Annotated in this window: 23 protein-coding genes; all 23 read left to right on the forward strand. The window is 57.7% G+C overall.

The annotated features are described in order from the left end of the window. The first annotated feature begins 51 nt into the window (after positions 1 to 51). The 23 genes from HPY71_01285 to lepB all read left to right on the forward strand — a co-directional run bounded on the left by HPY71_01285 (position 52) and on the right by lepB (position 21,067). Positions 52 to 1,074 (forward strand): PDZ domain-containing protein, encoded by a 1,023-nt coding sequence (locus HPY71_01285; protein NPV52137.1) that lies wholly within the window; start codon positions 52 to 54, stop codon positions 1,072 to 1,074. Positions 1,075 to 1,134: 60 nt separating this feature from the next. Continuing rightward, the gene (locus HPY71_01290; GenBank protein NPV52138.1) at positions 1,135 to 2,046 is read left to right on the forward strand and encodes a LysM peptidoglycan-binding domain-containing protein; all 912 of its coding nucleotides are present in this window, start codon (positions 1,135 to 1,137) and stop codon (positions 2,044 to 2,046) included. Positions 2,047 to 2,123: 77 nt separating this feature from the next. Then, complete coding sequence (locus tag HPY71_01295) at positions 2,124 to 2,672, forward strand: DUF177 domain-containing protein (protein NPV52139.1); 549 nt, start codon at positions 2,124 to 2,126, stop codon at positions 2,670 to 2,672. Between the two features lie 2 nt (positions 2,673 to 2,674). Beyond that, complete coding sequence (gene rpmF, locus HPY71_01300) at positions 2,675 to 2,860, forward strand: 50S ribosomal protein L32 (GenBank protein ID NPV52140.1); 186 nt, start codon at positions 2,675 to 2,677, stop codon at positions 2,858 to 2,860. A gap of 372 nt (positions 2,861 to 3,232) precedes the next feature. Further along, positions 3,233 to 3,796 (forward strand): transcription factor FapR, encoded by a 564-nt coding sequence (gene fapR / locus HPY71_01305; protein ID NPV52141.1) that lies wholly within the window; start codon positions 3,233 to 3,235, stop codon positions 3,794 to 3,796. After that, the gene (gene plsX, locus HPY71_01310) at positions 3,793 to 4,818 is read left to right on the forward strand and encodes a phosphate acyltransferase PlsX (protein ID NPV52142.1); all 1,026 of its coding nucleotides are present in this window, start codon (positions 3,793 to 3,795) and stop codon (positions 4,816 to 4,818) included. Before fapR ends, plsX begins: the two co-directional genes overlap by 4 nt. A gap of 32 nt (positions 4,819 to 4,850) precedes the next feature. After that, positions 4,851 to 5,936: a ketoacyl-ACP synthase III gene (locus tag HPY71_01315; GenBank protein ID NPV52143.1), complete on the forward strand. Its 1,086-nt coding sequence runs from the start codon at positions 4,851 to 4,853 to the stop codon at positions 5,934 to 5,936. Positions 5,937 to 5,953: 17 nt separating this feature from the next. Continuing rightward, positions 5,954 to 6,943, forward strand: coding sequence for an ACP S-malonyltransferase (gene fabD / locus HPY71_01320; GenBank protein NPV52144.1), 990 nt, complete (start codon positions 5,954 to 5,956; stop codon positions 6,941 to 6,943). Position 6,944: 1 nt separating this feature from the next. Beyond that, positions 6,945 to 7,697, forward strand: a complete 753-nt coding sequence (gene fabG / locus HPY71_01325) for a 3-oxoacyl-[acyl-carrier-protein] reductase (protein ID NPV52145.1) — start codon at positions 6,945 to 6,947, stop codon at positions 7,695 to 7,697. 118 nt (positions 7,698 to 7,815) lie between these two features. Next, the gene (locus tag HPY71_01330; protein NPV52146.1) at positions 7,816 to 8,064 is read left to right on the forward strand and encodes an acyl carrier protein; all 249 of its coding nucleotides are present in this window, start codon (positions 7,816 to 7,818) and stop codon (positions 8,062 to 8,064) included. A gap of 136 nt (positions 8,065 to 8,200) precedes the next feature. After that, positions 8,201 to 9,442, forward strand: coding sequence for a beta-ketoacyl-ACP synthase II (fabF, locus tag HPY71_01335; GenBank protein ID NPV52147.1), 1,242 nt, complete (start codon positions 8,201 to 8,203; stop codon positions 9,440 to 9,442). Positions 9,443 to 9,578: 136 nt separating this feature from the next. Then, positions 9,579 to 10,268, forward strand: a complete 690-nt coding sequence (locus tag HPY71_01340) for a hypothetical protein (GenBank protein NPV52148.1) — start codon at positions 9,579 to 9,581, stop codon at positions 10,266 to 10,268. A gap of 193 nt (positions 10,269 to 10,461) precedes the next feature. Continuing rightward, the gene (locus tag HPY71_01345; GenBank protein ID NPV52149.1) at positions 10,462 to 10,722 is read left to right on the forward strand and encodes a stage V sporulation protein S; all 261 of its coding nucleotides are present in this window, start codon (positions 10,462 to 10,464) and stop codon (positions 10,720 to 10,722) included. 281 nt (positions 10,723 to 11,003) lie between these two features. Beyond that, complete coding sequence (locus tag HPY71_01350; GenBank protein ID NPV52150.1) at positions 11,004 to 11,693, forward strand: sigma-70 family RNA polymerase sigma factor; 690 nt, start codon at positions 11,004 to 11,006, stop codon at positions 11,691 to 11,693. 115 nt (positions 11,694 to 11,808) lie between these two features. Beyond that, entirely contained in the window at positions 11,809 to 15,375 is a 3,567-nt protein-coding gene (smc, locus tag HPY71_01355; GenBank protein ID NPV52151.1) for a chromosome segregation protein SMC, read from the forward strand. 17 nt (positions 15,376 to 15,392) lie between these two features. Then, a complete protein-coding gene (ftsY, locus tag HPY71_01360; GenBank protein NPV52152.1) occupies positions 15,393 to 16,328 on the forward strand; it encodes a signal recognition particle-docking protein FtsY in 936 nt (311 codons plus the stop codon). A gap of 212 nt (positions 16,329 to 16,540) precedes the next feature. After that, on the forward strand, positions 16,541 to 17,881 hold the full coding sequence (ffh, locus tag HPY71_01365) for a signal recognition particle protein (GenBank protein ID NPV52153.1): 1,341 nt from the start codon (positions 16,541 to 16,543) through the stop codon (positions 17,879 to 17,881). 90 nt (positions 17,882 to 17,971) lie between these two features. Further along, positions 17,972 to 18,241 carry a 30S ribosomal protein S16 gene (rpsP, locus tag HPY71_01370; protein ID NPV52154.1) on the forward strand — a complete coding sequence of 90 codons (270 nt, stop codon included), beginning with the start codon at positions 17,972 to 17,974 and terminating at the stop codon, positions 18,239 to 18,241. A 38-nt stretch (positions 18,242 to 18,279) separates the two neighbouring features. Next, entirely contained in the window at positions 18,280 to 18,507 is a 228-nt protein-coding gene (locus HPY71_01375; protein NPV52155.1) for a KH domain-containing protein, read from the forward strand. A gap of 27 nt (positions 18,508 to 18,534) precedes the next feature. Further along, on the forward strand, positions 18,535 to 19,059 hold the full coding sequence (gene rimM / locus HPY71_01380) for a 16S rRNA processing protein RimM (protein ID NPV52156.1): 525 nt from the start codon (positions 18,535 to 18,537) through the stop codon (positions 19,057 to 19,059). 94 nt (positions 19,060 to 19,153) lie between these two features. After that, positions 19,154 to 19,924 (forward strand): tRNA (guanosine(37)-N1)-methyltransferase TrmD, encoded by a 771-nt coding sequence (gene trmD, locus HPY71_01385; GenBank protein ID NPV52157.1) that lies wholly within the window; start codon positions 19,154 to 19,156, stop codon positions 19,922 to 19,924. 27 nt (positions 19,925 to 19,951) lie between these two features. Continuing rightward, a complete protein-coding gene (rplS, locus tag HPY71_01390; GenBank protein ID NPV52158.1) occupies positions 19,952 to 20,299 on the forward strand; it encodes a 50S ribosomal protein L19 in 348 nt (115 codons plus the stop codon). A gap of 93 nt (positions 20,300 to 20,392) precedes the next feature. Beyond that, on the forward strand, positions 20,393 to 21,067 hold the full coding sequence (gene lepB, locus HPY71_01395; protein NPV52159.1) for a signal peptidase I: 675 nt from the start codon (positions 20,393 to 20,395) through the stop codon (positions 21,065 to 21,067). Position 21,068 lies beyond the last annotated feature (1 nt).

Here is a 21,068-nt window from a genome sequence, read left to right on the forward strand (position 1 = left end):
TCCTAAGTGAAGGGGCGGTCTCAGAGGGCTGCAGAGGAGGGGTAGGTGAAGGTGAATGCTTCGAGGAGGAGGCTTTTCTCATGTCTGGTGCTGGCTGTACTAATGCTTGGCGCGGCTCAACTATATATCTCCCGCAATTACATCACAATAAGCCCCGGTATAGCTGAGAATCTGAGATACATGGTAACCGTTGACGGAGGGCAGAAGGGCTCGACAGGGGCCTTTCTCCTTACTGCTGTATCAAGCGGGAAGGCTAGCATCCTATCCCCCGTGGAGGCGCTTGTGAAGCCCTATATAGATATCGTCCCCATCGAGCAGGAAATACCGCGAGGTGTTGATATGCAGAAGTACCTCCACATCATGGAAAGCATGATGCTCGAGAGCCAGATGATTGCAAAGGCAGTGGCATTGAAGAAGATGGGATATGATTTTAGCATAAAGACGGATGTTAAGGTGGAGGAGGTCCTGAGGGAAAGCCCCACACGTGGAAAGATCAGGATAGGCGACAGGATAACCGCTGTTGATCATAAACCCATAAGGACAGCCCAGGAGACCATAGAGATGATACAAAAGAGGAGGGTCGGGGAGCCCGTTACGCTCACGATCTACAGGGAAGGTCGCGAGTTCGAGCTCACCGTCCCCACGATAAGGCACCAGGAGAACAGGGAAAAGGCCGCGATAGGTGTGATCATAGCCCCCTACGTCGACTACGAGTTTCCTGTGAAGATCGATATAAAGGCCGGGGAAATAAAGGGCTCCTCTGCAGGCTCCATGTTTGTCCTGGAGATTCTCGACCAGATGAAGAGGGAGGATCTTACGCGCGGGTATATAATAGCTGGGACGGGAACAATAAACATTGATGGAAATATAGGGCCTATCGCGGGCGTAGAGCAGAAGGTGGTTGCAGCGGAACGGGAGGGCGCCGAGATATTCTTTGCGCCTGAGGAGAATGCGGATGCTGCAAGGAAGGCCGCCAGGTCGGCCAGGGTAGTTGCGGTTAAGAATATAGACGAGGTTCTCAAGTATATTATGTCCCTACCTCGGAGGGAAAGTCGACCTCCTGGCGAATATTAATGAATAAAATATAAGAACATTAAATGCTAAACTAGCCTAGCCTAGAAGGGGGTGTGAGGTTTGGGTTGCAGGGGCCAACTCGCCCTGGCCCGGAATTTGTCTTTCGGATTGGTGCTTGTGGCTCTGCTTATGACCCTTGCGTGCAGGAGCTCAGCCGCGGGGAAGGTGGATCCGGCATCCCCCGGGGGCCCGAAGGGGGTGCTCAGGAGGGGTTGCAGAGGGGATGACGTGGCCAAGCTTCAAGAGACGCTGAGGGCCCTGGGCCTGGTCAATGAAAAGGCCGATGGGTATTTCGGGCCGAAGACTGAACAGGCCGTGAGGTCCTTTCAGCGTACGCACGGGCTCCCGGTCGATGGCGTAGCCGGGCCGAAGACCCGGGCGCTCCTACAGGCAGCGCTCGCCAGGCGAAGCTCAAAGATATATGTGGTGAAACCTGGCGACACCCTGTTTCAACTGGCCCGCAGGTTTAATGTGAGCGTCTCTTCTCTTGCCAAGTTGAACGGTATATCCAACCCGGCGCATCTCGAGGCCGGCCAGAAGCTGGAGATACCCGGTCAGGGTGCCCTGTCGAGGGGCAGCGGCGGGGTTGAGCTCCTGCCATGGAGCATCGCCCGTACAATCTATACATCGACGGCTACCGTCATCGATGTGAGGACAGGCCTCTCTTTCAGGGTGAGGAGACGGGGAGGCTATAACCATGCCGATTCTGAGCCGCTAACAACACAGGACACGGCCATAATGAAAAGGATTTACGGTGGCAAATGGAGCTGGGAAAGGCGCCCGATAATCCTGGAGGTCAGGGGTAGGAGGCTCGCGGCGTCAATGAATGGCATGCCTCATGGGGGTGATGTGATCAATGGAAATGACTTTGATGGCCACTTCTGCATACATTTCCTGGGCAGCAAGACCCATGGTTCAAGCAGGGTTGATCCCCAGCACCAGGCAGCGATCAGATTCGCTGCAGGCCAGTGACAGCGTGTGTTCCCCGGATATTGACAACGCGTTGAGCTGTTCTGTATAATCAACTTCGTGGGCGTTAAGGTGGGACGATGACGGTGAATGGCCTGGAGTTGGATATCTCTGGGATACGCGATGTGAAAGGCGCGAGCGTTGAGGCCGAGCTTTCAGGGAGGGTCGGGCCCATCGTCGCGGGCGGGGAAAAGGTGAACATCAACAAGCCTGTCTCGGCGCGGGTCGTGGCGACGAACACCGGTTCGCGAATATTGGTTTCGGGAGAGGTCGCCGCCACCATCGGGCTCACCTGCAATCGTTGCATGGAGCCTTTTGCCCTCAACGTGGCCACCGCTTTTGAGCGGGAATACCGCCAGGCCTACCAGGTCAGGGGCGGTGACGGCGTTGCGCGAGTTGCAGGAGGCGAGGATGCAGCGGAGATATATCATGGCGATGCGATAAATCTCCGTCCCGCCGTAGAGGAGAGCATATCCCTGGCCATACCGATAAAGGTGTTGTGCAGGGAGGACTGTAAAGGCTTGTGTCCAGAGTGTGGTCGCAACCTGAATCTGGGCCCGTGCGGCTGTGAAAAGGAGCCCGACTTCAGGCTGGCTCCTCTGGCGGAGCTCTTGAGGAAGGAGAAATAGAAGTGGCTAACCCTAAAGGCAAGTTCGGGAAGTCGAGAACCAGAAAAAGACGGGCAAATTGGAAGATAACTGCGCCGGGGCTCGGCGAGTGCCCTCAGTGCCATGCTAGCAAGTTGCCCCACCGGGTATGCCCCGAGTGCGGGTACTATGACGGCCGGGAGATTGTCAAAAAGGCCGAGGCCAAGTAGCAGGTAAGGGTTGGATTTGAGCAGGTAGCAAGCATTACACGCTGGTAGGGTTGCGCGCTTTCGTTCCGCCTGGCGGGCGCGGGAATCAAGGGAATCAAGTGCCTCCCGTGGGAAAGAGGCGCGCAGCCTGGTGCTTGATAACCTTATCCCTTGGCCTCAGTCTTGGTCCTAGTCTGCTTGCGGTTGCAAGCTGTTTTGTTTATGTTTTTCTTAATATCTACTATTATCACCAGGTAACAAAGGTCACCGGTCACCAGTCACCGGTCACTGGATTGCGTATCACCCAATGTATACTGGCTTAGCTGGCTCGCGGTGGCCGCGGGATCGCGGCGCGGGCAGGGCCGAGGGGGATTCGGCGTGGGAAGGAACCCTTTGAGCGAAAGGCGCCAGGAACTTATCCGGGAGAGGATTGAGGAAGATCCTTTCATAACTGACAGGGAGCTTGCCAGGGAGTTTGGTGTGAGCGTCCAGACAATAAGGTTGGATAGGCTCAAGCTCGGGATCCCGGAGGTGCGCGAGCGGACGAGACGTGTGGCCGAGCAGGCCTACGCGAAAGTCAGGTCCATTCTTGTGGGGGAGATAATTGGTGAACTGGTCGATATCTCCCTGGGGGAATCGGGCATTTCCATTCTCGAGGCCACACCGGACATGGCATTCAGGAAAACGAGGATTGTAAGGGGACATCATATCTTCGCGCAGGCCAATTCCCTTGCTGTTGCGATTATCGACGCCTCGGTCGTGTTGACGGGCAGCGCTAGCGTGAAGTTCCGCAGGCCTGTATATGCGGGCCAGAGGCTCGTCGCCAAGGCCAGGGTTTTAGGTGGTTCCGGGGCACGGCACGAGGTTATGGTGTCCACTCGCGTCGGGGATGATGAGGTGTTCTCCGGCAAATTCGTGGTTCATGCTATCCCGGAGGATGGAGGGACCATGGAGTGAAGATAGCGCTGGATGCAATGGGTGGGGATTACGCCCCTGCCGAGACCGTCAATGGCGCCATCGAGGCGGTTGAGGCGCTTGGGGTGGAAGCGGCGCTTGTGGGCGATAAAGACAGGATAGAACGCGAACTTGAGAGAGCTAGAGGCGAGGGCAGGCGGGTGCCGCCCGGCTTGAGCGTGGTTCATGCCCCCCAGGTTGTTCCCATGGATGAGCACAGGCCGGCCGACGCCCTCCGCAAGTATCGCGATTCCTCTGTGCTCCTCGCGACCGAACTCGTGGCGAGGGGAGAGGCTGATGCGGTGGTCTCAGCCGGAAACACGGGGGCGGCTATGGCGGCCGGGCTTTTGCGGCTCAAGAGGATAGAGGGCGTGGAGCGCCCCGCCATAGGCACGGTTTACCCGACAGTAACCGGGAGCACCTTTCTCATAGATGCCGGGGCAAATGTCGATTGCAGGCCCCACCACATCCTGTGTTTCGCCGTGATGGGGAGCGCTTATGCCGAAAAGGTGCTTGGGGTGGAGGAACCGCGAGTGGCCCTCTTAAGCATAGGCGAGGAGGAAGGGAAGGGTGACGAGCTGGTTTTTGCAGCCCACCGGCTATTAAAGGAGAGCAATGTAAATTTCATTGGCAATATCGAGGGCAAGGACATCCCGCTCGGATCCGCGGATGTCGTGGTGGCCGATGGGTTCGTCGGGAATGTGGTATTGAAGCTCTCGGAGGGGCTCGGCCAGGCGATATTCTCCATGCTCAAGGCCGGGGTGGAGGCAAATCTTGCGGCGAAGATCGGCGCTCTCCTCATGCGGCCGGTACTGTTCAACCTGAAGAAGAAGATGGATTATGCCGAATATGGTGGGGCGCCCTTGCTCGGCGTAAACGGCGTGGCGATAATCGCCCACGGGAGATCAAATGCGAAGGCGATCAGGAATTCCATCAGGGCTGCGCGGGATGCCGTGGCAAACGATATCGTCGGGGCGATCCGCAGTAGCCTTGCCAGGCACACCCGCGCCTCCCACCGCGGGTGATCGACTGTTACCAAATCATAGAGGGTGAAGGAATGTCGGGTGAAGTAACGACTGGAGCAATAGGTAAAACTGGAGTAACGGGTAAAAGAGGAGCAGGCATAGCGGGCACTGGCAGCGCTGTGCCGGAAGGGATCTTGAGCAACTTCGACCTGGAAAAGATGGTCGACACGAGTGACGCGTGGATTGTCGAGCGGACCGGCATACGCGAGAGGCGGATCGCCGGTGCCAGTGAAGCAACCTCGGACCTCGCCGCGCTCGCCGCAAGCCGCGCGCTGGAGGACGCGGGGGTGAGCCCCGGCGATGTCGACCTGATCATCGTGGCGACCGTGACACCGGATATGATCTTCCCTTCGACGGCGTGCCTCGTGCAGGCCAGGATAGGGGCAACCCGGGCGGCGGCATTTGACATCTCGGCTGGATGCTCCGGCTTTATATATGGGGTGTGGACGGGCGCCCAGTTTATCGCCAGCGGCACCTACGATACAGTTCTTGTGATCGGGGCCGAGACCCTGTCGAAGATAACCGACTTTACAAACAGGAATACATGTGTGCTCTTCGGCGATGGAGCCGGCGCGTGCGTTTTGAAAGCGATGGAGCAGGGTGAGGGGATAGTCAAGACGCTCCTGGGAGCCGACGGGAGGCGAGGTGACCTCCTGACAGTTCCGGCGGGGGGGTCGCGGCTCCCAGCCTCTCATGAGACTGTGGACCAGAGACTGCATTATATTCACATGGAAGGGAACAAGGTATACAGGTTTGCGGTGAATATCCTCGTTGATGCGTGCAGGTGGACCCTGGAGGCTGCCGGGCTCTCGGAGAGCGATATCGATTATTTCATCCCGCACCAGGCTAACCGGCGGTTAATCGACATCGCGGCGGAGCGCCTGGGGGTCGCCGACAGGTTTTATTCTAATGTCGAGAAATATGGCAACACCTCGGCGGCGTCCATTCCGATCGCCCTGGACGAGGCTGCCCGGTCCGGGAAGATCTCGGACGGAGATCTCATTATGCTTGTGGGATTCGGAGCGGGGCTTACATGGGCTGCAAGCATCATACGCTGGTGCAAGGGCTACTTCCGCGCGCAATCGAGGGGATGCCCGGAGCCTGCGAGAGGCGACTGAAAGGACGGCTGGTGAGGATGGTCAATCGCGGTGAGGAGTCCAGGGGAACCGCCCCGAAAACCGCCCTGGTCTTTCCCGGCCAGGGTTCGCAGTACGTCGGGATGGGGAAAAACCTTGTAGATGAGTGCCCCGAGGCTATTCAGGTATTTGAGGAGGCCAGCTCTGCGCTGGGGTTTGACGTGGCCGAGCTGTGCTTCAATGGCCCCGCCGATCGTTTGAACTCCACCCCAAATACCCAGCCGGCAATCCTCACGGTTACTTATGCCCTGTACAGGTGCATCCTGGCGCGGGTCCCGGATATGAGGGCGAATGCGGTCTGCGGCCATAGCCTGGGCGAGTACTCTGCACTCGTAGCAGCAGGGGCCATGAAGTTCCAGGATGCCGTGAGGCTCGTGCGCAGGCGGGGCATAATCATGTCGGAGGCCTTTCCCTCCGGGGCCGGGGCCATGGCCGCGATCCTGGGGCTTGATGCGTCCCAGGTTGTGGCGGCGTGCGCGGAGAGCAGCGGGAGCGGATGCGGGGTGGTCGAGCCCGCCAATTTCAACTGCCCGGGCCAGGTTGTCATCTCCGGGGCAAGGGAGGCCGTGGAGAAGGCCGCAGGGCTGGCCTTATCGAGGGGTGCGAAACGGGCCGTTTTTCTGTCTGTGAGCGGTCCTTTCCACTCGAGCCTCATGAAGGATGCAGGCGACAGACTCGCTCCATACCTTGAGGCGGTTGAAATCCAACAACCCGCTGTCCCCTTTGTAGCTAATGTGACGGCGGATTTCACCTCCGACCCGGGTCAGATAAGGGACCTACTCAGGAAGCAGGTTTCAAGCCCGGTCAGGTGGTGGGAGTCCATCTCCAGGCTGTGGGAGCGCGCCGGGATAAGAAGGTTTATAGAGATCGGGCCTGGGCAGGTTCTGAGCGGACTCGTAAGAAAGATTGCACCTGGGGCGGAGATAATCAGCATAGAGCCGGGTAAGCCCCTGCAAAAGGCGCTTGAATTCCTGAAGGGGGTTCTATAATATGGAGTTAGCGGGAAGGGTTGCCGTAGTCACCGGCGGGTCAAAGGGTATAGGTAGGGCTACCTGTCTTGCCCTCGCCACGAAGGGGGCCAAGGTTGCCGTCCTCGGAAACACCGATCTCTCCGGAGCGGAGGCCGTCGCGGGTGAGATCGTGCGTCAGGGAGGGGAAGCCTTCGCGCTGAAGACCGACGTGACAGACCAATCTGAAGTGCAAAGCATGGTGGAGGTGGTCTTGGAGAGGTTTGGAACCATTGACATATTCGTCAACAATGCCGGCATTACACGCGATAACTTCCTTATCAGGATGAAGGATGAGGAGTGGGAGGAAGTCATCGACGTAAACCTGCGCGGGGCATTCAATTGTATACGCGCTGTGGGCAAGGTCATGTTTCGCCAGAGATCGGGCAGGATAATTATTATCACCTCGGTGGTGGGCCTCACCGGGAACCCGGGACAGGCCAATTATTCAAGCGCAAAGGCAGGTCTCGTCGGTCTTACCAGGACGGCCGCGAGGGAGCTGGCCATGCGGGGCATCACGGTGAATGCCATCGCGCCCGGCTTTATCGAGACCAGGATGACTGGCGCGATACCGGAGAGCGCGCGCGATGCCATGCTGAAGGCCATCCCGCTCGGGCGGATGGGGAAGCCGGAGGATGTGGCGAAGGCCGTAACGTTCCTGGCGTCGGATGATGCGTCTTACATAACCGGCGTGGTCCTGCGGGTTGATGGCGGCATGGCGATAGGATCTTTATAGGCTCTTTATAAATATAATACGGATTCCTGTGGATTTGGGATAATAAAGTCCGGAGAAATAAAGTCCTAAGAATATGAGATCAAATTTCTGGGGGTGTACAAGTATGGAGATGGAGGAAATGGATGCCAGGACTGAGGAAATCTTTGAAAAGGTGAAATCGATCATCGTGAGGGAGGCTAAGGTCGATGAATCCCTCGTGACACTCGATGCCACGATGAACGACCTCTATGCTGATTCAGCAACCAGGATGAGCATCGCAGACGAGCTCGACAGGGAGTTTGATCTCGGGACCCTTGACGTCGACCTTGCCGAGGATACGACGGTGGGCGATATAGTCGAATTCATCCTCGACCAGATCGAGGAGTAGATGCTCAGGTTGGGTTTTTGACCGGGACGGGAGGAAGGAAGAGTAAGGAAGTTGACTGCAACGAGGAAGTTGATCGCAACGAAGTAGGCGTCACGAGAAGAGCCAGCGCAACATGGTAGTAGTGGGGTGAGGGATATTGGCCCATCGCGTGGTAGTTACGGGTATCGGAGCTGTTACTCCCATAGGAAACAGTAAGGAAGGCTTTTTTGATGGGCTCAGGTCTGCGAGGAACGGGATAGATAGGGTCTCGAGCTTTGATGCATCCCAGTTCAGAACCCAGATGGCGGGCGAGGTAAGGGAGTTTGACCCGGAGGTCTACATGACGCCGCGAGAGGCATATCGCATGGACAGGTTCGCCCAGTTTGGAGTGGCTGCCGCCAAGATGGCCCTCTCAGATGCCGGGCTCGAGGTAAATGACGCAAACGCGGCAAGGGTAGGCGTCATGATGGGTTGCGGTATCGGCGGTATGAGGACCTTTGAGGATCAGGTCCGCGTGATGCTCGAGGAGGGTCCGCGAAGGGTAAGCCCCTTCTTCGTTCCCATGATGATCGCAAATATGGCTTCCGGCCAGATTTCCATCGCCACAGGTGCGAAAGGGCCAAATGCCACCCTCACTACGGCCTGCGCCGCCGCTACTCATGCTATTGGCGAGGCGCTCAGGACGCTCCGCTGCGGCGACGCTGATGTCATAATAGCGGGCGGCACCGAGGCCGCCGTCACGCCGATGTCGTTCGCGGGGTTCTGCGCCCTCAGGGCGATGTCCAGGCGCAACGATGACCCCAAATCTGCAATGAGGCCGTTTGATAAGGACCGGGATGGCTTTGTGATGGGCGAGGGAAGCGGAGTTATAATCCTCGAGACCCTGGAGAACGCGCTGGACCGCGGGGCTCGAATATATGCCGAACTTGCAGGCTACGGCCTGAGCGCTGATGCCTATCACATAGTCGAGCCTGCCCCTGGCGGGGATGGAGCCGCATACGCCATGGCGATGGCAGTGAGGGATGCCGGCCTTGCGCCGGGGGACATTGATTATATCAACGCCCATGGCACTTCCACTATTCTCAACGACAAGTATGAGACTGCTGCAATCCGGAAGGTATTTGGGGATCACGCCCGTTCCCTGGTAGTTAGTTCGACGAAGTCGATGACGGGTCACCTCCTCGGAGCCGCCGGCGGTGTTGAGGCCATAGCCTGCATTTTCGCCATAGTGGAGGGCATCGTGCCGCCGACCATAAACTACACGACGCCGGACCCCGAGTGCGACCTCGACTATGTTCCAAATACCCCGCGCAGGCGAGAGGTGCGTGCGGCTATATCTAACTCCTTCGGATTCGGCGGGCACAATGCTGTCATAGTCTTTAAGAGGTTTGAGGAGTGACGTCTCGACCCTGGCAGGGCAGGGGGGCCATGGCGGATCGCGGCAGGGGAAATTATGAGGTCGGCTGCCAGGGCGGCGTTGAAGGAGGTCGGGCGTCAGGGTCTCTTATATCGATTGGGAAGGATGGTGAGGCAGGGTGCTGACGAAGGTAGCGCCCGATGGGCTGGGTGTTATCCCTGAAAACGTAGTAGTTCGGGATATTGAGGATATGCTTTCTCAGCTTCCCGGCATAGAGTCGGTCCGCATCGTCACAGATGTGGACAGGAGGATAACCGAGATACATGGGCTGGCAAACTCCTCGAGGGCTCCGAAACAGATCATCAGGGATATAGAGAGCTCCTTGATGGCGGGCTGGGGGATCCGGGTGGATCACAAGAAGATAGGGATTGCCCAGGTCCAGGACGAGCCCGAACAGGAGAGGCGGGCCCTCTTCGAGAAGAGGCTCAAGATCAAGAAGGTGGATCTCTCAGTGACAGGATTGGCCTCCGAGGCTGAGGTCGAGCTCGAGCTTGGAGGCAAGGTCTATCTTGGTAGGGCGGCAGGCGGGGCCTCGTCCGGCAATAACCGCAGGCTCGTAGCGATGGCCACCCTCGGGGCTGTGGAGGCTTTCTTGCGTTCAAGGATTTCTCTCGTCCTCGATGAACTCACCGTCACCACAATCTCGGGGCGAAAGGTTGTGATTGTATCTATCGCGGCCCTCTCCCCTGTTGGTGAAGAGACGCTGGTTGGGAGCGCCCTGGTGGATGGGGCCGAACCGGAGGCGATAGCCAGGGCTACAATGGATTCCTTAAACAGGAGAATGGCGATGTTCAAGAGCTCAGCATGATGGCGGAGTGGCCGCCGGGATGGTCCGGCATGGTCGTTGGGGGCAACTATTGAGGATTGTTCGAAATAACGAGAAATTCTGCATAGTGAAGGATTTTTTGGCAAAGTGTTGAATATACTTATTTGCAAGAATGCGTTCCGCTATACTATGTATTTTTAGCCGCTTTTACATCGTCAAGGGGAGGAATCCACGCGTGGAGGTACTAAAGGTATCAGCACAATCAAAGCCAAAGTCAGTTGCGGGCGCTCTTGCTGCCGTGCTTAGGGAGAAGGGATCGGCTGAAGTGCAGGCGGTGGGGGCAGGGGCTGTAAACCAGGCAGTGAAGGCGATTGCGATTACGAGAGGATTTGTTGCCCCTAACGGTATCGATTTGGTCGCAATCCCGGCGTTTGCAGAGATCCAGATCGATGGCGAAGAGAGAACGGCAATCAAGTTTATCGTTGAGCCGAGGTGATGGATCAGCCGGTAATCGCACCGGCGGTTGATGCAGTTGACTGCAATGATTCCTGGTGATTCCCCAGAAATTGCTGGCTCGTCAGCTCGTCTGGCTGTATCGCGCTGCCTGTTCCTCCGGGAGCCTGGATGGACAGGTTTTTTGTTATCCGCGCTCGTCCTCACCGCGCTGAGGTGAACAAGCAGGACGTATCGATAAGAATATTCTCTCCTGAGATGCAATATACATTTATCGGACAAAAAGCTTGGCCACCCGGTGGGGCTCAGGGAGGGTGATGGGTCATGGCTCTGAACAACCAGAAGCGGGATCTGTACCTGCTGAATTGCGCGCGGTCCGGCGATGAGGCTGCAACCGAGGACTTGGTCAGGAAGTACATACCCATGGTAAGGCACATAGTGAGAACCACCTGTCCCTATAATACCGAGGATCAGGAGGACATGATCCAGGAGGGGATGATAGGTCTCCTCGACGCGATCAGGGAGTATGACATCGACCAGCAGGGCGTGAAGTTCAGCTCTTTCGCTTATATATGCATAATCCGGAAGATATATAACTGGATAAGGCGCCAGAACAACAGCAAGCACAAGCCCCTCCTGGGGCCGATATCCCTCCATTCATATATAGACCAGGATGAGACCCGGACGATCCTCGATATTATATCAAATGAGTCGGTCAACCCCGAGGATGTTGTTGAGGAGCAGTGGGTTCGAGAGCAGCTTCTCCGGGTGCTCAAAAACCACCTCTCGCTCTTGGAATACGCGGTCGTGGTGCTTCTCGTCAGAGGCTACACGCTGGGCGAGATCGAGCGGAAGATAGGGGTGGATGCAAAGTCTGTAGATAACGCCAGGACTCGTGTTCGGTTCAAGCTGGAGCGCATATTGCGGCAGTATGGCTCGCTGGTTAACCCGTCTATACCGCAAAAGGTGCGCAAGCGCAAGGACCTTTATCTCGAGGTGAATATGGGGGGCTAGGAGGGGACTGTGAGAGGGGAAATCGGCGGGGATAAGCCGGGAAGAGAAGGATTTTCATCACGCTGCGTCGAAGAAGGTGACGTGAAGGAAAGATGGAGGCCGGGGAGGGTGGCAGTTGTACCTTAAACGGATAGAGCTCTCGGGGTTCAAATCATTCGCCGACAAGGCGGAGCTCGAATTCGGACCCGGCATCACGGCGATAGTAGGTCCAAACGGCAGTGGCAAGAGCAACATATCCGATGCAATCCGCTGGGTCCTCGGCGAGCAGAGCGCCAGGTTGCTCCGGGGCTCCAGGATGGAGGATGTGATATTTGTCGGGAGCGATGGGAGGCGCCCCCTCGGGATGGCGGAGGTCACGCTCACGCTCGATAATTCCGATGGGGCCCTTCCCTTTGATCTTCATGAATTGGCTGTATCGCGGCGTGTATTCCGGTCCGGCGAGGGTGAGTATTTTGTCAATAAGGTGCCGTGCCGGCTCAAGGATATTGTTGAATTATTCGCCGGGACCGGTGTAGGCAGGGAAGGGTATTCAATTGTAGAACAGGGGCGCATTGACTCCATTCTCAGCCTGAGGGCTGAGGACAGGCGCGCCATTTTCGAGGAGGCCTCGGGGATAAGCAAGTACAAGCTCCGCAAGCAGGAGGCCCTGAAGCGACTCGAGAACGCGAGGGGAAGCCTCCTGCGGGTTCAGGATATCCTCAACGAGCTCCATAACCAGCTGGGGCCCTTGGCCGAAAAGGCTCGAAACGCCGAGAGATACAAGGTTTATACGGCAGAGCTGAGGGACCTGGAGGTTAAGCTCTATTCGAGCGACTTCGTTTTAAACCGGGATGAGCGCGAAAGGTTGAGGAGATTCAGGGAAGATCACGCCCTGGAGGTCGAGAAACTGCGGGTCCAGAGGCAGGAGCTGGCGCGCAGGCTGGATAAGCTCAACGCCGGGCTGGCGGAGTGCAATTTAAAAAGGGATATTTATGAAGAAGCCCTTTCGGGGGTCTTAAGTCAAATCGAGAGGTGCAGGGCCGAAACCGACCTAGCCCGCCAGAGGCTGGAGAGCGGCAGGGAGCAGTCCGGGCAGGTGGCGGCCTCGATTGAATCTGATCGCAGGCGGCTGGATGGCCTTCATGATGAGCTCTTGAATATACAGAAGAGGCTCGATGCTTTGCGGCAACGCAGGGACGAGCTCGCGCGGGTGCTCTCGCAGAAAGAGGAGGAGGAGGAGGAGATACGGGAGAGGACCCGCGGCGACAGGGAGGCCGAGGAGCGCGCGAAGGCCGATGTAATTGAGCTCCTGAGCGGTATAGCGGATACGAAGAACCGTCTTGCTGCGATAACGTCACTGGACGATGCGAATTCGAGGCGCCTGGCTCGCCTGGACCTTGAGGCGGAGCAGCTTGGGGCCGAGTTGAAACGGGTCGTAGATGATATCGAGGCGAGGGAGGCCCTGGTTGCGGAGCACCGTGCCAACATCGCATCAATATCGGAGGCGATTGCCTCCCTGAGGGCAAGCCTGGAACGATCCTCAGGCGAGGCCAGGCGGCTGGCTCAAGAGCGCGACAAGCTTACTGAGTCGTTGCACGCAAAAAATTCTCAGCTAAAGGCCCTGTCCGACCTGGAGAGTTCGCACGCCGGCTACGGCCGGGGCACCAGGGCTGTCCTGGATGCCGCCGGCAAGGGGCTCATCTTCGGGATGCTCGGCGTCGTTGCGTCCGTCATAGAAGTTCCCGGGCGCTATGTTACAGCCATAGAAGCCGCGTTGGGGCGGGGCGCCGAGAATATCATAACGCGGTCACATAAGGATGCAGAGGCGGCGGTCGAATTCTTGAAGAGGACCGGGTCAGGCAGGGCGACGTTCCTGCCCCTCGATATGCTGCGGCCGCCGAGGTTGAACGACCTCCGGAGCGATCTCCTCAAGGTCGAGGGGGTCCTCGGGCTGGCATCCGATCTTATAAGCTACGACCCTGTTTACAGGAAGGCCATCGAGTACCTGCTTGGCAGGATAGTGGTCACGACCAGCCTCAAGGCCGGGACGCGCCTGTCACGTGCCATGGCGTCCGCCATCAAGATCGTCACCCTGGATGGGGATGTAATCCACCCTGGCGGGGCCATAACAGGAGGGAGCCAGGTCGAGAAGACGCTATCTGGCCTGGTTGCGAGGCACGCCGAGATCGACGGCCTTCGCCGGGAGGTGGATGGCATCAGGCTCGAGCTCAGCCGCGTCAATGACGCCCTGGCGCAGGCGAGCAGGGCTCGCGATTCGCTGGACAGGGAGCTGGCAGGATTGGATGCGGAGCTCAAGCACAAGGAGATAGGGCTTTCCGCCGGTGAAGCTGAGCTGCGCCAGCTGGCGGGCGATAGGGTGAAAATCGAGCGCCAGCTTGAGGTGGCTCTCGCTGATCGCCGCGAGCTCGAAGCCTCGATGAGAGATCACGCCGGTCTCAGGGCTGAGCTCGAGGCGCGACTTGCTAAGTTGACCGTGGAGAACAGCGACCTTGAGCGGGCGGTTTCGGAAATGAACGAACAGCAGCACAAACTCGAGGCCCGGCGTGAGGCGCTGACCGCGGAGATAATGAATATCAAGGTTGAGCTGGCAGCGCTTCGCCAGGAGGAGAGCTCCCTCATGGAATCGCGCTCGAGGCTTGAGCGCGACGCGTCTGACCTGGCGGAGGTCATCAGCGCGAAGAACCAGGAGGTCTCGCGCCTTCAAGCCAGGGAGGGAGAGCTCAATGAGATTCTAAGGAAGAATGCCGGAGTCATCAGGGATCTCGAGGCCAGGCGGGGTGAGCTCGAGAAGGCCCTGGATGGCCTGAAGCACGAGCGGCGTGAGATGGCTGCAGAGGCGAGCAGCCTCCAGGCCGGGATGCAATCCGCCCAGGACAGCCTGGCCCGGGTGATAGAGGAGCTTCATAGGATCGAGGTCGATGAGGCAAGGTTATCGGTGGCGATGGAACAGCTCGAGGAGAGGCTGCGCATGGATTATGGCCTCAGTGGGGACGCTATCCCTGTGGTAAGGCTTGAGCCGGGGGAGCGAGATGCCGTCCGGGAGAGGCTCTGTTACCTGAGGGCCGCTATAGAGGGACTGGGACCCGTGAGCCTCGACGCCATAGATGAGTATGCCGCAGTGAATTCACGATATGCGTCCCTCCGGGCGCAGTATGATGACCTCGTTGCGGCGAGGGACAAGGTGGATAAGCTTATAGAGAGGGTTGAGGAAGCAGCCGGCCGGCAGTTCCTGGAGGTCTTTGGGGCGATAAGGGCCGAATTTACCACCATCTTCTCGGAGCTGTTTGGGGGGGGGTATGCGGATCTCGTTATGCAGGATGCGGCTAACCCGCTGGAGAGCGGGATAGATGTGGTGGCCCAGCCTCCAGGCAAGCGGCTCCAGAGCATATCCCTTCTCTCCGGCGGCGAGAAGGCGCTCACGGCAATAGCGGTTGTCTTCGCGATTCTCAAGGTGAGACCGAGCCCGTTCTGCGTCCTGGACGAGATCGATGCTGCTCTCGACGAGGTCAATATCGGCAGGTTTGCCGATTTGCTCCGTAGACTTGCGAGGGATTCCCAGTTTATAGTGGTGACGCACAGGAGAGGCACCATGGAGGTCGCTACCACTCTATATGGAGTTACGATGGAGAAATCAGGCATCTCCAAGCTTATATCGCTTAGTCTGGAGGATAAGGCAAGTTGAAGGGCTTGAATTTAAATTTGAATCTCTTTTCCCGATTGAAACAGGGCTTATCAAAGACACGTGACGGGCTGGTCGGTCGAATACAGACCATAGTGCGAGGAAAAGATAAGGTAGATGATGCCTTGATTTCCGAGCTTGAAGAGGTATTGATCGAGGCTGATGTCGGAGTTAAGACAACGGGTAGGATCCTTGAAAGGTTGCGCGAGAGCGCCCGCGAGATGAGGGCGGTTTCACCGGATACCCTGATCGAGCTCCTCAAAAATGAGCTGGCTACGGAGCTGGGCCAGGAGGAGCCTGGAGGCCTGGCCCCCGCCCCGGGGGCGACCACCGTGATAATGGTTGTCGGGGTAAACGGGACGGGCAAGACCACAACAGCGGGCAAGCTCGCCTATAGATTTAGGCAGGAGGGGAAGTGCGTCATCCTGGGGGCTGCCGATACCTTTAGGGCGGCCGCAATAGAGCAGCTTGAGATATGGGGGAATCGCGCGGGCGCGGAGGTCATCAGGCACCAGGAGGGTTCCGACCCCGCCGCAGTTGCATATGATGCTATCCAGGCTGCGAAATCCCGGGGGGCTGATGTCTTGATAATAGATACAGCGGGGAGGCTTCATACGAAATCCAATCTCATGGAGGAGCTTAAGAAGGTCCGGAGGGTTATAGACAGGGAAATCCCGGGCGCCCCCCATGAGGTGCTTTTGACCCTCGATGCAACATCCGGTCAAAACGCCATCGCACAGGCCAGGATATTTACGGAAGCCGTCGGCGTGACCGGGATCGCTTTGACAAAGCTGGACGGGACCGCCAGGGGCGGGGTTATCATCTCCATTAGGAACGAGCTCGGCGTCCCCGTCAAGCTTATTGGAATAGGTGAGAGCCCTGATGACCTGCGAGATTTCGCCCCGCGGGAGTTCGTCGAGGCCCTCTTCGCCGGAGTCGGCGAAGGGGCGGGGTGAAGAGTGAGTGAAGGGTCAGGCCAGGGTCATAGCCAGATGATCAGAGATGGCCGGATGGCCAGACGGTCAATGGCCCAATGCCAGAGCCACGATGCCAGAATGCCAGAATGCAGGAATGCAGAGCCAGGATTGACATGATGCTGCGTCTCGTTGTATACTAGCAATGTTTGAGAGAGGAAAGGTTTGAGACGAGGGAAGCGGGGGAGGGTGAGATGTTTGAAAGCCTGACCTCCAAGCTCCAGGAAACCTTCAAGCGGCTCAGGGGCAAGGGGAAGCTTACAGAGAAGGACGTCGATGAAGCGCTCCGCGAGGTCAAGCTGGCGCTTCTCGAGGCCGATGTAAATTTCAAGGTTGTAAAGAACTTCATAACCGGCGTCAAGGAGAAGGCTATAGGCCAGGAGGTCTTATCCAGCCTGACGCCCGGCCAGCTCGTCATCAAGATCGTTCATAACGAGCTCATAAGCCTCATGGGCGGTAGCCAGGCGAAGATCGAGTTCGCTCCCCACCCCCCTACAGTGATAATGCTCGTCGGGCTCCAGGGCTCAGGGAAGACGACCACCGCTTCGAAGCTGGCGAACTATCTTAAGAGCCAGGGCCGTAAGCCCCTCCTCGTGGCTGCGGATACGCAGAGGCCGGCCGCGGTTAAACAGCTCCAGGTCCTGGGCGAGGGCATCGGTGTCCCAGTATTTGCAATGGGAGAGAGGGAGTCGCCGGTCAAGATAGCCAGGGCGGCTGTGCCTGGCGCCTCGTCCAGGGGATGCGATGTTGTAATAATAGATACCGCAGGGCGCCTCCACATTGACGAGGAGCTCATGGCGGAGCTGGCTGATATAAAGTCGGCGGTGAACCCACACGAGATATTGCTCGTCGTCGACGCCATGACGGGTCAGGACGCTGTAAATGTCGCCTCCAGCTTTGACCAGCGACTGGGTCTTGACGGCATCATCCTTACGAAACTCGACGGTGATGCGCGCGGCGGCGCAGCGCTCTCAGTCAAGGCGGTAACGGGGAGGCCCATCAAGTTTGTGGGGGTTGGAGAAAAGGCGTCGGCTTTAGAGCCGTTCCACCCCGACCGGATGGCTTCGCGCATCCTCGGCATGGGCGATATCCTCAGCCTCATCGAGAAGGCCGAGGCCGCCATGGATGAGCGCGAGGCGAAGAAGCTCCAGGAGAGGCTCGGGGCAGCGGATTTCAATTTTGAGGACTTCATCGTCCAGCTGCGCCAGGTTCGCAAGATGGGGCCACTGGATGAGCTCCTGTCCATGATACCGGGCCTCGGGGACTCGAAGGCTCTGAAGGGGTTGAAGGTTGATGAGAAGGAATTTACGCGCATCGAAGCCATCATCAATTCGATGACCCCCAAAGAGCGGCGGAACCCTTCCATCATAGACGGGAGCCGCAGGCGACGGATCGCAAGAGGAAGCGGCACGAAAATCCAGGATGTGAATGCGCTCCTCAAGCAGTTCGAGCAGGTGAGAAAGCTGATGAAGCAGGCAGGAGCCATTGAGAGGAGCGCCAGGCGGGGGGGTCTATCGTTGCCGTTCTTCAGATAAGATGGGCGGCTGATGGGCTATGGACTACCGGGCACCCCGCAGAGGCGGGACCAGGTGAGAGCGTGAGGGCATACGAGAGGAGGTGACGCTGTGGCAACCACGATCAGGTTAACGAGGACAGGGGCGAAGAAGCAGCCATCATATAGAGTTGTAGTGGCGGATTCCAGGTACCCCAGGGACGGGCGCCATATTGAAATCATAGGGTACTACAACCCAACCAGAGAGCCTGTGGATCTCAAGATCGATGAAGAAAAGGCGCTAAAATGGCTCAGGCAAGGCGCTCGACCCTCCGATACGGTGAAATACCTGCTGACAAGGGCGGGCGTGATGGAGAAGTTCCAGGCGAACGTGGGGAAGTGAGGAAGCAACCTGTGTCGTTCGAGCGCGGGGGTGCTATTGTGAAGGAATTAGTTGAATTCATTGCCAAGGCGCTTGTTGACGATCCTTCCCAGGTAAGGGTCGACGAGGTAGACGGCGAAGGCGGGACCGTCCTGGAGTTGCGGGTAGCCCCCGCCGATATGGGCAAGGTTATCGGAAAGCAGGGCAGGACCGCCAAGGCTATCCGTACTTTGGCAAAAGCGGCTGCAACAAGAGAAGGAAAACGGGTGACGGTAGAGATCGTCTGACGTGTCTACCCCGGGGAGGCGAAGTTGGTGGCCCGCGGGTTTATAGAGATAGGCCGGATCACGGCCCCCCAGGGGATCAAGGGTGAGGTGCGCGTCATGCCCTCCACCGACTTCCCGGAGCGCTTTATGGGGCTGGATCGCGTGTGGGTTGGGCGAGACCCGGAAAGCGCGAGCGAGCTGGGGGTTGAGAGCACAAGGCCTCACAAGAAGCTTATCCTGGTCAAATTCGCCGGGATATCAAGCGTTGATGAGGCTGACCGTCTTCGCGGCCTGGTTGTATATGTCCCGGAGGAGCAGGCTGTCAGTCTCCCACCAGGCCGGTATTTCGTTCACGACGTCATCGGCCTGGATGTTATTTCCATATATGGGGAGCATATCGGCCGCGTTGTAGACGTGATGATGGGGAAGGCCAACGATGTATATGTTGTGCAGGCAGACGGGGAACCCGGGCGCGAGCGGGAGATTTTGATCCCTGCTATCCGGGATATTGTAAGAGAAATCAACATCGATGCAAAGAGGATGATCATAGAGCCCCGCAAGGGGCTCATATAGGACTCGTATAGGGGAGAGGAACAGGGATATAGTGCCGAGTGAGCGGTATGGTGCGAATAGAGTCAGAGCAGATATGATGCAGAGGTAAAATGCGATGAGGATCGACGTCTTGACAATCTTCCCCGAGATGTTTAAAGGGCCTCTCTCGGAGAGCATTCTAAAGCGGGCGCAGGAGAAGGGGATCATCGCAATACACCTGCATAATATACGGGACTTTGCGGAGGATAAGCACAGGGTCACGGACGATTATCCCTTTGGCGGCGGCGTCGGCATGTTGATGAAGCCGGAACCCTTGTTCAAGGGGGTAGAGCATGTAAAGCAAGAGGTATCTGCCTTTGGGCTTGAGGAACCCCATGTTATCCTCATGTGCCCGCAGGGCCGGACATTTGACCAGGATATAGCCAGGGAGCTGGCTGCCAGGCCTGCCCTGCTCTTCGTCTGCGGCCACTATGAGGGCGTTGATGAGCGGGTCAGGGAGCATCTCGTGGATGATGAGATATCGATAGGGGATTATGTCCTCACAGGTGGGGAGCTGCCCGCCATGGTCGTCATCGATGCCGTAGCCCGCATGATCCCGGGGGTTCTTAAGGAGGAGGAATCCGCTGTGGAAGACTCCTTCTACAACTACCTCCTCGACTTTCCCCAGTATACGCGCCCGCGGGATTTCAGGGGCATGAAAGTGCCCGAGGTGCTCTTGAGCGGCGACCATGAGAAGGTTCGCCTGTGGAGGCGAAAGGAGGCTTTGCGTCGCACCCTCTTAAGGCGGCCTGATCTCTTGCGCAGGGCCGACCTCGATCCTGCTGATCTCAAGCTGCTCAAGGAGATCGAGGAGGAGAATTGTATAGGGCCTTCGAATGTGATATAATCTCGCTTATCAGGAGGAGATCATTCGATGAGTATTATCAATGCGCTGGAAAAGGATTACACGAAACAGGAGATCCCTTCTTTTAAGCCTGGCGACGTGGTGCGGGTCTATGTAAAGGTAGTTGAAGGCGGCCGCGAGCGCATCCAGGTGTTTGAGGGGACGGTCATAAGCCGGCGGGGCGGAGGCGTGGGCGAGACGTTCACCGTAAGGAAGGTTTCCCAGGGTATCGGCGTTGAGAGGTGTTTCCCCCTTCATTCACCCAAGATCGATAAGATTGAGGTTGTGCGGGAGGGGCGCGTTAGGCGTGCCAAGCTTTATTACCTGAGGGGTCGCGTCGGCAAGGCGGCTCGTGTGAAGGAAGAGCGTCGCGGTTAATTGGGCTGATCTTATTATAGGTTTTATAGGGCCTGAGAAAAGCCCCATTTCAGTTTGGCACAGACAAGGGGGAACAGACAAGGGGGAACGAGAATGGCCGAATTGACCCACAATAATGATAGACCTGCGACGAAGAGGAAGCATGCCGACCAGCCACCATCCTCTGGGGCTCCGGCGGTCTCAGTGAAGGTCAGGGCCGAGGTTATGGAGTATCTGCAGGCGTTTGTGATAGCGGTCGTCCTGGCCGCATTCATAATCACATTTATCGCTCAATCCTTTGTAGTTCAGGGCAGTTCGATGGAACCCACACTGCATAATGGGGAGCGGCTCCTAGTAAATAAATTCATTTACCGCTTCAGGGAGCCTGCCAGGGGCGAGATCGTCGTCTTCAGGTACCCATTTGATCCCCGACGCAAGTTCATCAAGAGGGTTATCGGGGTGCCAGGAGACAGGATGGAGATACGGGATGGCTCGGTCTTCTTGAACGGTTCAAAGCTGGATGAGCCCTACACTCTTGACTTGACCTATGGAACTTACGGGCCCGAGGTCGTCCCAGAGGGCCGGGTATTTGTCCTGGGAGATAACCGCAATAACAGCGAGGATTCCAGGTTTGCCGACGTAGGCTTCGTGCCCCTGAGCAACGTGGTCGGGCATGCATTCTTGATCTACTGGCCGCTTAACAGGATCGGGCTGGTTCACCGCGCCGCGATTCAGCCGGGCGCCGCGAGTCGACCAGGTGCGGGTGCTACGACTCAACCAGGTGGTTGAA

The sequence above is a fragment of the Bacillota bacterium genome (assembly GCA_013178125.1).
Lineage (GTDB): Bacteria > Bacillota > SHA-98 > Ch115 > JABLXJ01 > JABLXL01.